This window comes from Streptomyces sp. NPDC088766 (assembly GCF_044750845.1).
Classification (GTDB): domain Bacteria; phylum Actinomycetota; class Actinomycetes; order Streptomycetales; family Streptomycetaceae; genus Streptomyces.
Genome location: NZ_JBIVKQ010000004.1, coordinates 271,107 through 284,325, shown reverse-complemented (window position 1 = coordinate 284,325; position 13,219 = coordinate 271,107). Strand labels below are relative to the sequence as shown.

11 protein-coding genes and 1 pseudogene are annotated in these 13,219 nt (G+C 71.1%); 10 read left to right on the top strand and 2 right to left on the bottom strand.

What is annotated here, in order from left to right:
* Positions 1-118 precede the first annotated feature (118 nt).
* The 9 genes from ACIP5W_RS08420 to ACIP5W_RS08380 all read left to right on the top strand — a co-directional run bounded on the left by ACIP5W_RS08420 (position 119) and on the right by ACIP5W_RS08380 (position 10,132).
* Complete coding sequence (locus tag ACIP5W_RS08420) at positions 119-1,132, top strand: LacI family DNA-binding transcriptional regulator (RefSeq protein ID WP_401468612.1); 1,014 nt, start codon at positions 119-121, stop codon at positions 1,130-1,132.
* A gap of 172 nt (positions 1,133-1,304) precedes the next feature.
* On the top strand, positions 1,305-2,882 hold the full coding sequence (locus tag ACIP5W_RS08415; protein WP_401468609.1) for a hypothetical protein: 1,578 nt from the start codon (positions 1,305-1,307) through the stop codon (positions 2,880-2,882).
* A 1,130-nt stretch (positions 2,883-4,012) separates the two neighbouring features.
* A complete protein-coding gene (locus ACIP5W_RS08410; protein ID WP_401468606.1) occupies positions 4,013-4,135 on the top strand; it encodes a hypothetical protein in 123 nt (40 codons plus the stop codon).
* 116 nt (positions 4,136-4,251) lie between these two features.
* Complete coding sequence (locus ACIP5W_RS08405) at positions 4,252-5,238, top strand: lysostaphin resistance A-like protein (protein WP_401468603.1); 987 nt, start codon at positions 4,252-4,254, stop codon at positions 5,236-5,238.
* Between the two features lie 425 nt (positions 5,239-5,663).
* Complete coding sequence (gene pcaC, locus ACIP5W_RS08400) at positions 5,664-6,965, top strand: 4-carboxymuconolactone decarboxylase (RefSeq protein ID WP_401468600.1); 1,302 nt, start codon at positions 5,664-5,666, stop codon at positions 6,963-6,965.
* Between the two features lie 94 nt (positions 6,966-7,059).
* On the top strand, positions 7,060-7,695 hold the full coding sequence (locus ACIP5W_RS08395; RefSeq protein ID WP_401469003.1) for an MBL fold metallo-hydrolase: 636 nt from the start codon (positions 7,060-7,062) through the stop codon (positions 7,693-7,695).
* Between the two features lie 39 nt (positions 7,696-7,734).
* Positions 7,735-8,514: an exodeoxyribonuclease III gene (locus tag ACIP5W_RS08390; RefSeq protein ID WP_401468598.1), complete on the top strand. Its 780-nt coding sequence runs from the start codon at positions 7,735-7,737 to the stop codon at positions 8,512-8,514.
* A gap of 242 nt (positions 8,515-8,756) precedes the next feature.
* Positions 8,757-9,179, top strand: a complete 423-nt coding sequence (locus ACIP5W_RS08385) for a DUF6278 family protein (protein WP_401468594.1) — start codon at positions 8,757-8,759, stop codon at positions 9,177-9,179.
* Positions 9,180-9,388: 209 nt separating this feature from the next.
* Positions 9,389-10,132, top strand: a complete 744-nt coding sequence (locus tag ACIP5W_RS08380; protein ID WP_401468591.1) for an amino acid ABC transporter ATP-binding protein — start codon at positions 9,389-9,391, stop codon at positions 10,130-10,132.
* A 112-nt stretch (positions 10,133-10,244) separates the two neighbouring features.
* On the opposite strand, the pseudogene ACIP5W_RS08375 reads toward ACIP5W_RS08380, so the two are convergent.
* A pseudogene (locus ACIP5W_RS08375) lies at positions 10,245-10,427 on the bottom strand (acyl esterase); the annotation flags it as partial.
* A 19-nt stretch (positions 10,428-10,446) separates the two neighbouring features.
* Positions 10,447-11,208: a hypothetical protein gene (locus ACIP5W_RS08370; RefSeq protein ID WP_401468588.1), complete on the bottom strand. Its 762-nt coding sequence runs from the start codon at positions 11,206-11,208 to the stop codon at positions 10,447-10,449.
* Positions 11,209-11,371: 163 nt separating this feature from the next.
* On the opposite strand from ACIP5W_RS08370, the gene ggt reads away from it, so the two are divergent.
* Positions 11,372-13,207 (top strand): gamma-glutamyltransferase, encoded by a 1,836-nt coding sequence (ggt, locus tag ACIP5W_RS08365; protein ID WP_401468585.1) that lies wholly within the window; start codon positions 11,372-11,374, stop codon positions 13,205-13,207.
* Positions 13,208-13,219: the final 12 nt, after the last annotated feature.

The window sequence follows — 13,219 nt, the reverse complement described above, 5'->3', positions numbered from 1 at the left end:
CAGTCGGTCGGCCCTTGCGGGTCGTCGCCGGCTCCCCGCCGTCCGCCGGGCGGGTGGCAGCGGCACGGCCCGAGGTGAGACGCTGCCCGTCCGGTCGCGACGGAAGGGCTCATGGTTCATGGCAGAGGATGCGCCGCGTCGGCAGCCGACGCTCGACGAGGTGGCCGAACGCGCCGGTGTCTCCCGCTCCGTGGCCTCCCGCGCCCTCAACAACGCCCCGCACGTCAGCCGCGCCAAGCGTGAGGCGGTCGAACAGGCCGTCCGGCAACTCGGTTACGTACCCAATCCGACCGCCCGCGCCCTGGCCATGCGCCAGACGGGAGCGGCCGCCCTGGTCGTCTCGGGAGAGGATCCGTCGATCTTCGCCGATCCCTTCTTCGCCCAGGTGATCGTGGGGGCGTCGGCCGCCCTGGAGGAGGCCGACCTGCACCTGATGCTGTGCCTGGCCGCTTCCGACCGGGGCCGCAAGAGGGTCGAGGAGCTCCTTCGGTCCAGGGGCGCGGACGGGGTCATGCTGATGGCGCTGCGCGAGGACGATCCGCTGACCCGCATGGCCGACGAGGCGCAGATGCCCGTGGTGTTCGGCGGCCGCCCGGTCGGCCCGGCCCCCCGGTGGTACGTGGACGTCGACAACGTCGGCGGAGCACGCCAGGCGACCGAGCACCTGGTCGCGCGCGGCCGCAGACGCGTGGCCGCGATCTGCGGCCGCCTGGACACCGAGGCCGGGCGTGCCCGGTACCGCGGCTACCGGGACGCCCTGCTGGGCGCCGGACTCGATCCGCTCCCTCCGCGGGAGGGCGACTTCACCGAGCCCAGCGGAGCCGCCGCCATGGCCGCCCTGCTGGCGGACCGTCCCGAGGTGGACGGGGTGTTCGCCGCCAACGACAACATGGCGGCGGGAGCGCTGCGCACGTTGCGCGAGGCCGGCCGACGGGTTCCCGCCGACGTCGCCGTGGTCGGCTTCGACGACCTGACGGTCGCCCGGATCGCCGATCCGCCGCTCACCACGGTCCATCAGCCCGTACAGGCTTTCGGACGGGAGATGGCCCGCATGCTCGTCGCGCTCGTCAACGGGCAGGACCCCACCCCGCTGATCCTTCCGACCCGCCTGGTCGTCCGCTCCAGCACCTGACGGCCACGCCCCGGGCCCGGAGCAGGATTCCGGACGCCGCCCCACGTCCGAGTCGGGTTCTCCCGCAACGTGTTCCACGGCGTCCCCGAAGAGTTTCCCCTCCGGGCCCCTCCTGTTGGCCGTGCCCGGCTACCTTCGCCTCGCCCGGTCCGGCAGCAGGAGAGGCACGTCCATGAGCACCCCGGTCCACCGCACCTCGACACGGCAGTCCGCAGCCGTCCTGTCGTCGGCCCGGCAGCGCCGGGAAGGGAGCCGGACCGGGAGTCCGTCCGGGAACTCGGTGGAGCACGCCCTCCTCCGGATGCAGTCCAGCGCCGGCAACCGGGCCACGACCGCGGCGGTGCAGCGTGCCAGGGGCGCGGACAAGGGGAAGGCGCCGGAGAACGGCGGCGCGTCCGCCGGAACGAAGAAGAACTACCGCGACCGGATCGCCGGGCTCCTGGACAGGTTCAAGAAGAACCTCGAGCCCATCGACACCTTCATCAAGGGTGTCCAGACCCCCACCAACGCGGGCTTCACCCAGCAGGCCGCCGCCGCGGCCAACGAGGGCCTCAAGCACTCCGCCGCCGCCTCGGGGACCTCCGCCGCGTCGGGGAACCTCCTCACGGAGGCCGCCGGCACCGTGGTCAGCGGCATGGACGCGTACAAGAACATGAAGGACGTCAAGAAGCACCAGACCGGGGCCGGTCACCACACGGCGAAGAAGAAGGCCAAGACCAAGGGGACCGACACGGTCGTCGGCGCCGCCAGTTCGGGAAGCTACAGCGCCGCCGTCGCCAAGGAGGCCACCAAGGTCCAGAAGGCGGCGGACGCCGCGGTGGCGTCCGAGGCGAGCGGTATCGCCAGCGCTTCCATCGGCGCGATCAAGGGCGCGCGGGCGGCTTTCCGCGTCGGGGGAGCGGCCCGCAAGTACAAGAAGATCAAGGAGCTCGGAGATCCCCACCTCGTCCATGCGGGATCACTGGCCCGGCTGAACGAGTCGCGGGAGCAGGCCAACTGGGCCGCGGCGGAGGCGTACGTCGCGCTGGACGCCTACTGGAAGCACGAGGGCGAGGGGCGGCTGGAACTCGTTTCCGAGGCCGTCGACGCCGCCTGGGAGGCGATGGGGGAAGCCCGTGACGCCGCCGAGAGTCTCCAGCGCGCGGAGAAAGACGTGGAAAAGCTGAGCACGGTGCAGGGGTACGCGAAGAAGAAGCAGCTCACCAAGATCGGCAAGGAGACGGTCGGCGGCGCGGTGGGCGAGTCCACCAAGGCCGCGGCCGGCGTCGTGACGGCGGTCGCGGCAGGAACGGCCGGGCTGGCGAGCAACCCGGTCGGATGGGGCCTCGCCGGGGCCGGCGCCGGCCTCGTCTTCGGCGTCACCATGTACAAGGCGCTCCGCGCCGCCACGAAGCGCTACGAAGAGGCCCGCCACCCCGAGCGCTGGGCACCGGAGGGCGAGACCGCGGCGGAGGCCGCATCCCGCGGCGAATCGCTGAAGCACGCCCTGAAGTTCTGGAAGAAGGTGTCGCAGGGCGAACGCCAGGCCATGGCGCGCGAGATCTACGCCCTGGCGGCGGGCCCCGACATCCCCGGCAGCGGCAACGCAACGGCCGAGATGAGGGAATCCGCAAGGGCCCTCCTCATCGCTCTCAAATCAGGCCCCACCAACCACAAGCTGGAGCCGGAGGCGTGGGCCGACACCCTCAACGACCCGGCGAAGAGCGCCGGTTGGATCAAGGAGATAACGGAGCAGCTGGCCTCGGGGTGACCGGGAGGCAGGGAACGGGACACGCGCCGCGCGTCCGCCGACCGATGAGCCGCTGCTCGGCGCCTGCTCCCACGAGGACGACCTGCCGCTCGCCGCAGTCGACCCCCCTGCCTCGGCCCGGACCCTGCTGCCGGAGCCCGGAGCCCGGAGCCCGGAGCCCGGAGCCCGGAGCCCGGTGCCCATGACCGGACCGACGACGGTGACGTCCTCGCTTCCGTAGCCGTCCTCCTGGCCGAGCCGGTCACGCAGCACCTCGTCGGTGAAGCCGACCATGAAGCGGAACGACCTCACCAGCCGTGTAGTGAGTACCCGTCCGCCGTCGCAGTTCCGCGTGGCGGGAGATCATCAAAGCCGCCACCGAGGTCGGCCGGGACGTCACCCCGCACCTGCAGAACCAGCCGCGCTGTGCAGACCCGATACTCACTCCCACACGTGCCGCGACCACTCGAACGCTCAGCTTCGCCGCCATGTCTTCGGCGACCATCTCAGCTGCTGCCTGCAAGATCCTCTCGCGCGTTCCCTTGCCCCGCTCTTCTCCTGCTCCTCGGCCCCTTACGAGAACACTAGTACAGTGTGTTAGCGTCTTACTAGTACGGTGTACTAGTGGCATCGCGGCCGACGGCTGAAAGGTGCGGGCAAATGTCATTGAAGCGACGGGTGGCGTCGAAACGTTTCATGCCAGGAGACGGAAGGAAACTGCGGCCGTTCCGCTGGTGGCAACTACCCCTGCGCTCGCTGTTCTGGCTGCATCCGGACACTGCCGACGGCCACACCCGGACGTACGCCGTCGACGTGCGGCACCGGGCGCGGCTGGGGCGTGTTTCGAAAGTCCCGTCTGCCCTGCGGGCAGACGACGCTACTTTCGAAACACGCCCTGGACGACAGCAAGATCCGAGCGCGCCTGTTCCAGGACGCAAGACATGTGGCCGAGTCGAAGCTGCCTGCGGTCTTCCCGGTCGAAGGCGGCGTCATCGAGGTGGCGATGAGCAACTTCGGGATCAAGCGCTGCCACTACTGCCCTACGGCCGGACAACCGCATCGGCTCACTCCCGTCCCGCCTCGGCCGAGGGACGGCGAGCCCGCTTCGGCGCCGACCACCCGACGCTGAGCAGGGGATCAGCATCGTCTCGGTGCTGTTGCTTCTGATCGGCGTGGGCCTGAACCTGCTGCAGTTCGCCGAACCCCGCTCAGAAATACCGCAGGCCGCGGAGAGGGGCGGGACGTTCGAAGCGCCCGTCGACCTGCCGCTGTGACTGAACGTCACCCTGGGCGCCGGAGCCGTCCTGGCAAGCATGGAACGCGCCCTCCGGCTGCCGTACTCCTCCCTGCTCGACGCCGCTGGCCGCAGATCCGTCCAAGAGAAAGGCACATGAACACGATGACCACACCCAGCTGGCTCCTCATGCCCGCCCCGCCGCGCAACGACCGCGCCGTACCCGGCGCAGTGGCCTACCACCGCGTTCTCGCCGGCGAGAAGCGCCGCATCGGACGCGGCATTCTGGCGATCGTCCTGCTGCTGGCCGGATTCGTCATATTCCCCACCGCCGTCGGCAGGGCGCTCGCCCCCATCGACCAGCGGATGGGCGACACCCCGCCCATCATCGGCGGCGACGACTACACCCCGCTCTTCCACGCCGGCTCGATGATTTCACTCGCCCTGCTCGTCCCGTGGAGCATGCTCATCCAGCGCTGGCTCTACGGCGTGCCCGGCGCCACACTGCACTCGGTGACCTCCCGGTTCCGGTTCGACCTGTTCGGCAAGGCCCTTCTCGTGTTCGGCCCCGCCTGGGCCGCCGTGAACCTGATCGGTCTGCTGGCCCCGAGTACCGAGGTGGCCTGGTCTCACTCCGACCTCGTCGGCATGTTCGTCGCCACCCTCCTCCTCACCCCACTGCAGACAACGGGGGAGGAATACGGTGTCCGCGGGTTGATCTTCCGCGTCATCGGCAGCTGGACCCGCAGCTCACGAGCGGGAGTCGTCGCCGGGGTACTCGTGTCGAGTGTGCTGTTCACGGGTGTGCACGGTTCCACCGACCTCTACATCAACATCTGGTACTTCGTACTGTGGACCTGCCTGGCGATCATCACCTGGCGCACCGGGGGCCTGGAGATCGCGATCGTCCTCCACGCCATTCTCAACACGGGCGCCCTGCTCGGCGCGTCGCTGCTGCGCGTCGACCTGGGCGGGCAACTCTCCGACCGGTCTTCCGGAGTCGGTTCCCCCACCCTGCTCGTTCCGGCCCTCGCCGTCATCGTGATCACCGCGATCATCTGGTGGTGCACTCGCAAAACGGGGCCCGTGCTGAGCCCGCCGTCTTCCTCCGGAGCACGCCGTGAACCGTTCCTGGTTCGGTAGAGATCCCAAATGTTGGGTGTGAGCCGGGGTTTCGTGGTTGCGAGGTAGTGGTTGTTCTCGTATTCGACCGGCGGGACGTGGCCCATACCACCGTGGAGTCGTCGGGGGCTGTACCGGTCCACGTACTCGGCGGTGGCGAGCTCGACGCCGGACAGCCTCCTCCATGGCCGCCGGGGCTCGTTCAGTGGTCTTTGACAGGCCGATCGTGCTCTCCATGAGGACGTTGTCGCAGGCGTGGCCCACCGATCCGATGGAGGCGGCGATGCCGGCGGCCTCCAGGTGGTCGGCGAGCGTGCACATCGAAGAACCCGTACGTGGACCCGTGAGGGTCTCGGCAGCGCCGGGCATGCCGCGCCGCGAGGGTCACGAGCCGCCGGGTTCACCTGGCCGTGTGAGATTTCGTGAGACGTGAGAGGGTCTGGGGCGTGAGCGAGACACCACCCAACACCCTGCAATACCGCTTTGACGGGCCGGAAGACGCTCCGGTCCTGATCCTGGGTCCCTCACTGGGCACCACATGGCACATGTGGGACCGCCAGGTTCCCGAACTGGCCCAGCAGTGGCGGATCTTCCGCTTCGACCTGCCCGGTCACGGCGGGGCGCCGGCCTATCCGGCGGGTTCCGTCAGCGACCTCGCCGAGCGGCTGCTCGCCACGCTCGACGCGCTCGGCGTGCAGCGCTTCGGCTACGCGGGCTGTGCGCTCGGAGGCGCGGTCGGTGTGGAGCTGGCGCTGCGTCACCCCGAGCGGGTCGCCTCGCTCGCGCTGATCGCGGCCTCGCCGCGGTTCGGCACGGCGGACGAGTTCCGGCAGCGAGGGGTGATCGTGCGGACCAACGGCCTCGACCCCATCGCCCGCACCTCGCCCGACCGCTGGTTCACCAGCGGCTTCGCCGCCGCGCAGCCCGCGATCACCGAATGGGCCGTGCAGATGGTGCGTACCACCGACCCCGGCTGTTACATCGCGGCCTGCGAGGCGCTCGCCTCGTTCGACGTACGGGCCGAACTCGGCATGATCGGCGTGCCGACGCTGGTCCTCGTCGGCTCGGACGACCAGGTCACCGGTCCCGCCGAGGCCCGCACACTCGTCGCGGGCATCCCGGACGCCCGTCTCGCCGTCGTCCCCGGCGCCTCCCATCTGGTGCCGGTCGAGCAGCCCGCCGCCGTCACCGACCTGCTGGTCCGGCACTTCTCCACCGCCTGGCAGCCGGCGTACGAGCACAGCACGGGCCAGACCGCCGTGCCCGGCGTCTCCCTCAGGCCGATGCAGGCCGCGCCGCCGCAGGCCGCGCCGATCGCCGAGATCGCGCCCGCCCCCGTGGTCGTGCCCCCGCAGGTCATGGGCCGTCCCGACCCGTACGACGCCGGGCTGAAGGTGCGGCGCGAGGTCCTCGGCGACGCCCATGTGGACCGGGCGCTGGCGCAGGCCGACGACTTCTCGGGTGACTTCCAGGAGCTGATCACCCGTTACTCCTGGGGCGAGATCTGGGACCGCCCCGGCCTCGACCGGCGCTCGCGCTCCTGTGTCACCCTGACCGCGCTGGTGGCCGGCGGGCACCTCGACGAGCTGGCGGCCCACACCCGTGCCGCCCTGCGCAACGGCCTCACCCCGGACGAGATCAAGGAGGTGCTGCTCCAGACGGCGGTCTACTGCGGCGTACCCGCCGCGAACAGCGCGTTCCGCGTGGCGCAGCAGGTCATCCGGGAGGAGACGACGCCCACCGAGTGAGCCGGCCGCCCGGCGGAGGCAGGATGGACCCATGACGCCCACCACCCCCGACAGGCCCAGGACCCCCGAGACCCCCATGACGCCCCCGGCTCCCATGAAGCTCACGAAGAAGTCGCACGCCTGCGTCCGTCTGGAGAAGGACGGCCGCACCCTCGTCATCGACCCGGGCGGGTTCACCGAGGCGGACGCCGCGCTCGGCGCGGACGCGATCCTCGTCACGCACGAGCACCCCGACCACTTCAGCGAGGAGCGGCTGCGGGCGGCCCTGGAGGCCGACCCGGCCGCCGAGATCTGGACCCTCGAGGCGGTCGCGGAGAAGCTCGCGGGCGCCTTCCCGGGACGCGTGCGCACCATCGGTCACGGGGACGCCTTCACCGCGGCCGGCTTCGACGTCCAGGTCCACGGCGAACTGCACGCCGTGATCCACCCGGACCTGCCGCGCGTCACCAACGTCGGCTTCCTGATCGACGGCGGCCGCGTCTTCCACCCCGGCGACGCCCTCACCGTCCCCGACCACCCGGTGGAGACCCTCCTCGCCCCGGTCATGGCCCCCTGGAACAAGATCGCCGAGGTCATCGAGTACGTCAGGGAGGTGAGGCCGCGGCGGGTCTACGACATCCACGACGCCCTCCTCACCGACCTCGCCCGCCCGATCTACGACACCCACCTGGGCAATCTCGGCGGCGCGGACCACCAGCGGCTGGCGTCGGGAGCGTCGGCGCAGATCTGAGCGACGGCGTTGTCGGAGCCTGCGGGTAAGTTGTCGGTCATGCGCATCGCGACCTGGAACGTGAACTCGATCACCGCCCGCCTGCCGAGGCTCCTGGCCTGGCTGGAGAGCAGCGGCACCGACGTGCTCTGCCTCCAGGAGGCCAAGGTCGCCGAGGCGCAGTTCCCGTTCGACCAGCTGCGCGAGCTGGGCTACGAGGCGGCGGTCAACGCCACCGGACGGTGGAACGGCGTGGCGGTGGTCTCCCGGGTCGGCATCGAGGACGTGGTCAAGGGCCTGCCCGGCGATCCGGGGTACGAGGGCGCCTTCGAGCCCCGCGCGATCTCCGCGACCTGCGGTCCGGTCCGCCTCTGGTCGGTCTACGTCCCCAACGGCCGGGAGGTGGACCACCCGCACTACGCCTACAAGCTGCGGTGGTTCGAGGCCCTCCGGGCCGCCGTCGCCGGTGACGCGGGAGGCAGCCGCCCCTTCGCCGTGCTGGGCGACTACAACGTGGCCCCGACCGACGACGACGTGTTCGACGTGGCCGTCTTCGAGGGCTCCACCCACGTCACCCCCGCCGAGCGCGCGGCCCTCGCCGCCCTGCGCGAGACGGGCCTCTCCGACGTCGTCCCGCGCCCCCTGAAGTACGACCACCCGTTCACCTACTGGGACTACCGCCAGCTCGGCTTCCCCAAGAACCGCGGCATGCGCATCGACCTGGTCTACGGCAACGCGCCCTTCGCCAAGGCCGTGGAGGACTCCTACGTCGACCGCGAGGAGCGCAAGGGCAAGGGCGCCTCGGACCACGCGCCGGTCGTCGTCGACCTCGACGTGTAGGCCCGCGCGACAGCCGCCGCACGTACCGGCCCCGTCCGGAGGTGGCGACCCCCTCCGCCCGTACTGCCTTTGCCTGTACTGCCTCTGCCCGTACGTCCGGTCGGCCGTGCGGGCGCCGTGACGGTCGTCGGAGCGCCGCGTGCCTGCCGGTCCACCGCGTGGGCGGGGGAGGGGGATCCGGCCGCCCGCGGCTGTCCGCGCGCCTGTGGTGCGCATGCCGGTGTGAATGTCACGCTGGGCGTATGAACATCCCTTTCCTGGGCAGCAGGCGCAAAAAGCACGCCGGGGCGACGCTGACGGCCTCGGACCCCGAAGGGGTCGCCGAACTCCTCTCCGAGTGCGAGCTGCTGCGCACCCTGGCGGAGCAGGAGGGTATCCGGCTCGACGACACACCGGACTCGTTGGAGGCGCTCGACCAGCTGCTGCCGCGCTGGCGCGACGACGAGGAGATCCTGCCGTGGCTGGGCAACGACGCGGGCCTCTACCTCGGCACGGTCATCGTGCGCACCGTGTCCGGCGCTGCCTGGGAGGTGTGGCCCGGCGGCCGGCCCGTCGTGCGGCTCGCGTCGGGCCGGGAGTTCGACGTGGTGACGGCCGGACAGGAGTGGGCAGTGAACGGCGTCCCGGAGCTGTCCCAGCACTACGGCGAGGTGGCGGAGGTCTGAGGTACGAGGCGGAGGCGTGCGGCGGGGCTGCGGAGTGGGGGGTGCGGCGGGGCTGTGGGGCGGGGCTGTGAGGCGGGGGTGCGGTGCGACGGCCCGCGGCGGGGCGTAAATACGGCTAATGCCCGAAAGGTGCGTGTCGTGCCTTTGGGTGCGTTTTGTCTGGATAGTTTGCGGCAGCACGGGACAGCCGAGAGTGAGTAGGGCTGCGCATGGCCGTCGATCCGTTGATCGAGCTGCGTGACGTCAACAAGTACTTCGGGGAGCTGCATGTCCTCCAGGACATCGACCTCACGGTCGGCAGGGGGGAGGTGGTCGTGGTCATCGGCCCGTCGGGGTCGGGCAAGTCGACGCTCTGCCGGGCGATCAACCGGCTGGAGCCCATCCGGTCCGGCACGATCCTGCTGGACGGCAGACCGTTGCCGCAGGAGGGCAGGGAACTGGCGCGGCTGCGTGCCGACGTCGGCATGGTCTTCCAGTCGTTCAACCTGTTCGCGCACAAGACCGTGCTCCAGAACGTGACATTGGGCCAGATCAAGGTCCGCAAGGCCGACAAGGCGAAGGCCGAGGAGAAAGCCCGTGCCCTGCTCGACCGGGTCGGTGTGGCCAGTCAGGCCGACAAGTACCCCGCCCAGCTCTCCGGCGGCCAGCAGCAGCGCGTGGCCATCGCCCGGGCCCTCGCCATGGAGCCCAAGGCGCTGCTGTTCGACGAGCCGACCTCCGCCCTGGACCCGGAGATGATCAACGAGGTGCTGGAGGTCATGCGGCAGCTCGCCCGGGACGGCATGACGATGGTCGTCGTCACCCACGAGATGGGGTTCGCGCGCTCGGCCGCGAACCGCGTGGTGTTCATGGCCGACGGCCGCATCGTCGAGGACCGCAGCCCGGACGGGTTCTTCACCGATCCGCGCAGCGACCGGGCCAAGGACTTCCTCTCCAAGATCCTCAAGCACTAGAGCCGTGCACGCCCGCCATGACCCCCCGGCGGCCCTCGTCTAGGATGGGTCGTTCATCCGGGCCGCAGGGGCAGCACTCAAGGAGCCATACCCGCCCGGCGCCGGCCGGAGATCACTGCTCGCACAGTGCGAACGACACGTACGACGGGTCGTTCGCGGGCGAGGAGAAGGTCAGCCGCGCGCCGGACGGGTTGCGCTCGTCGGGGACCGGGTCGACCGCGTCGACGCCCATGGCCGGCCGGTGCCCCGCCGGGACGCCCTGCGCCGTGGACAACGGCTCCCGGTCCGCGCCGAACGCTTGCCGGCGGCGGGGCTCAGGACGCGCGGTGCGAGGTGCGGGGGGAGACGGGCTGCGCGGGCAGCGGCGTCTGGGCCGCCCGCGTCACGTCGGCGACCAGTTCCACCATGTCGGGTCCGTACGCCTGGGAGTTGACGACCTTCAGCAGCAGCACGAAGGAGTCGTTCCCGTGCTTGCGGTGCAGGCGCTCGTGGTTGCGGGCCAGGTAGCGGGTGGCGGCCTGGTTGGTGATCGCGCGTTGGCCGCAGAAGAGGAACACCGGCCGTGCATCCGGGCGTTGGCCGGCGGTGAGCCGGGCCAGCAGGACGAATTCGGTGACCCCCGCCTCCATGCGGTAGCGCTCGGTGCCTATCTGGAACGCGCCCCGGTCCGGGCCCGGTTTGGCGTCGACGTTGACCCGTACACCGGGCAGCATGGCCGACATGTGCGCCATCATCCGCTGGTTGGAGGCGGGGCCGCCGACGCAGAACTCGGTGCGCTCGCCGAAGCCCTGCTGGGCCGTGTCCTGGGTGACCACCTGGACGTTGGCGCCGCAGTCCTTGATCAGTGCGGACAGTTCCAGGAGCGCGAAGACGTCGATGCGGTGGACCGCCGGTTCCGAGGCCGCCGGGTCGCGGTTGACGACGAGCAGGCACTCCGAGTTGTCCGGCAGCCCGAAGAAGGCCTGCCTGCGCCGCAGTTTGCGTCGCCAGAGGTAGGTGCGGGCGACCCAGCCGAGCGCGGCACTGATGCCGGCCGCGACCACACCCAGAACGATGTTGCGCACGTCGTCATTCATGGGCGCGCATATTACTGGCCAACCATGGCCGGAACGCACCCGTGTTCGATGTGTGGCAGTCGGTGGCAGGCGGTGGCAGTCGTACGACACTGCCCGGAAGGGGGCTGTCGGGGCACCGGTGTTGTGGTTACGCTGCGCGGACGTTCCCGGACTGGAGGTACGGATGCGTCGCTCTGTCGCGCGGAAACTGTCGGCCGCGCGGAAGCTGTCGGTCCTGGCGGTTTCGGCCGCCGTGGTCTCGGTGGGAGCGGCGGCGCCACCCGCCGCCGCCGGGAAGCCGGCCGTCGAGAAGGTACCCGTCGAGAAGGTACCCGTCGCCGTGGGCTACGGCGGCGCCGTGGCCAGCGTCGACGCGGACGCCTCCGCGGCCGGCATCGAGGTGCTGCGCAAGGGCGGCAACGCGGTCGACGCGGCCGTCGCCACCGCCGCCGCCCTCGGTGTCACCGAGCCCTACTCCTCCGGTATCGGCGGAGGCGGCTACTTCGTCTACTACGACGCCAAGTCCCGCACCGTGCGCACGATCGACGGCCGGGAGACCGCGCCGCTGACCGCAGACGCGGACCTCTTCGTCGAGAACGGCAAGCCCCTCGCCTTCACCGACGCCGTCAGCAGCGGCCTCGCCGTCGGCACCCCTGGCACGCCCGCCACCTGGGCGACGGCCCTCGACCGGTGGGGCAGCAGGAAGCTCGGCACGGTGCTCAAGCCCGCCGAGCGGCTCGCCCGCGACGGCTTCACCGTCGACGCCACCTTCCGCAGCCAGACCGCCGCCAACGAGACCCGCTTCCGCTACTTCCCCGACACCGCCGAGCTGTTCCTGCCCGGCGGGCAGCTCCCGGCCGTCGGCTCCACCTTCAAGAACCCCGACCTCGCCCGCACCTACGCCGAGCTGGGGCGCAAGGGAGTCGGCGCGCTCTACCGGGGCGACATCGCCGAGGACATCGTCGACACCGTCAACAAGCCGCCCGTGGACCCGGCTTCGGGCTGGAACGCCCGGCCCGGCGAGCTGTCCGCGAAGGACCTCGCCGCCTACCGCGCCAAGCTCCAGGCGCCCACCGAGACCACCTACCGCGGCCTGGGCGTGTACTCCGTCGCCCCCTCCTCCTCCGGCGGCACGACCGTCGGCGAGGCCCTCAACATCCTGGAGCGGACCGACCTGTCCAAGGCGAGCCGGGCCCAGTACCTGCACCGGTTCATCGAGGCCAGCCGCATCGCCTTCGCCGACCGCGGGCGCTGGGTCGGCGACCCCGCCTTCGAGGACGTACCGGCAAAGGAGCTGCTGTCGCAACGGTACGCCGACTCGCGGGAGTGCCTGATCAGGGACGACGCGGTGCTGACCAGCCCCCTCGCACCGGGTGACCCGCGCCACCCGGCGGCCTGCGCAGGCGGCGGCACGGCGGCCCCGACGACGTACGAGGGCGAGAACACCACCCACCTGACGGTCGCCGACAAGTGGGGGAACGTCGTTTCCTACACGCTCACCATCGAGCAGACCGGCGGCAGCGGCATCACCGTCCCCGGCCGCGGCTTCATCCTCAACAACGAGCTGACGGACTTCTCCTTCGCCCCGGCCAACCCGGCCGTGCACGACCCGAACCTGCCCGGTCCGGGCAAGCGGCCGCGCTCGTCGATCTCGCCGACCATCGTCCTCGACCGCCACCACCGGCCGGTGGTGGCCCTCGGTTCACCCGGCGGCGCCACCATCATCACCACCGTGCTCCAGACCCTCACCGGGTTCCTCGACCGCGGGCTCCCGCTCGTGGACGCCATCGCGGCACCCCGTGCCAGCCAGCGCAACGCCGCCCAGACGGAACTCGAACCCGGTCTCTACGGCAGCGACCTCGCCGGACAACTGACGTCCCTCGGGCACTCGTTCAAGCTGAACCCGGAGATCGGCGCCACGACCGGCGTGCAGCGGCTGCCGAACGGCAAGTGGCTGGCGGCGGCCGAGACCGTGCGCCGGGGCGGCGGTTCGGCGCAGGTGGTGCTGCCGGCGCCGTAGGACACCGGCGGC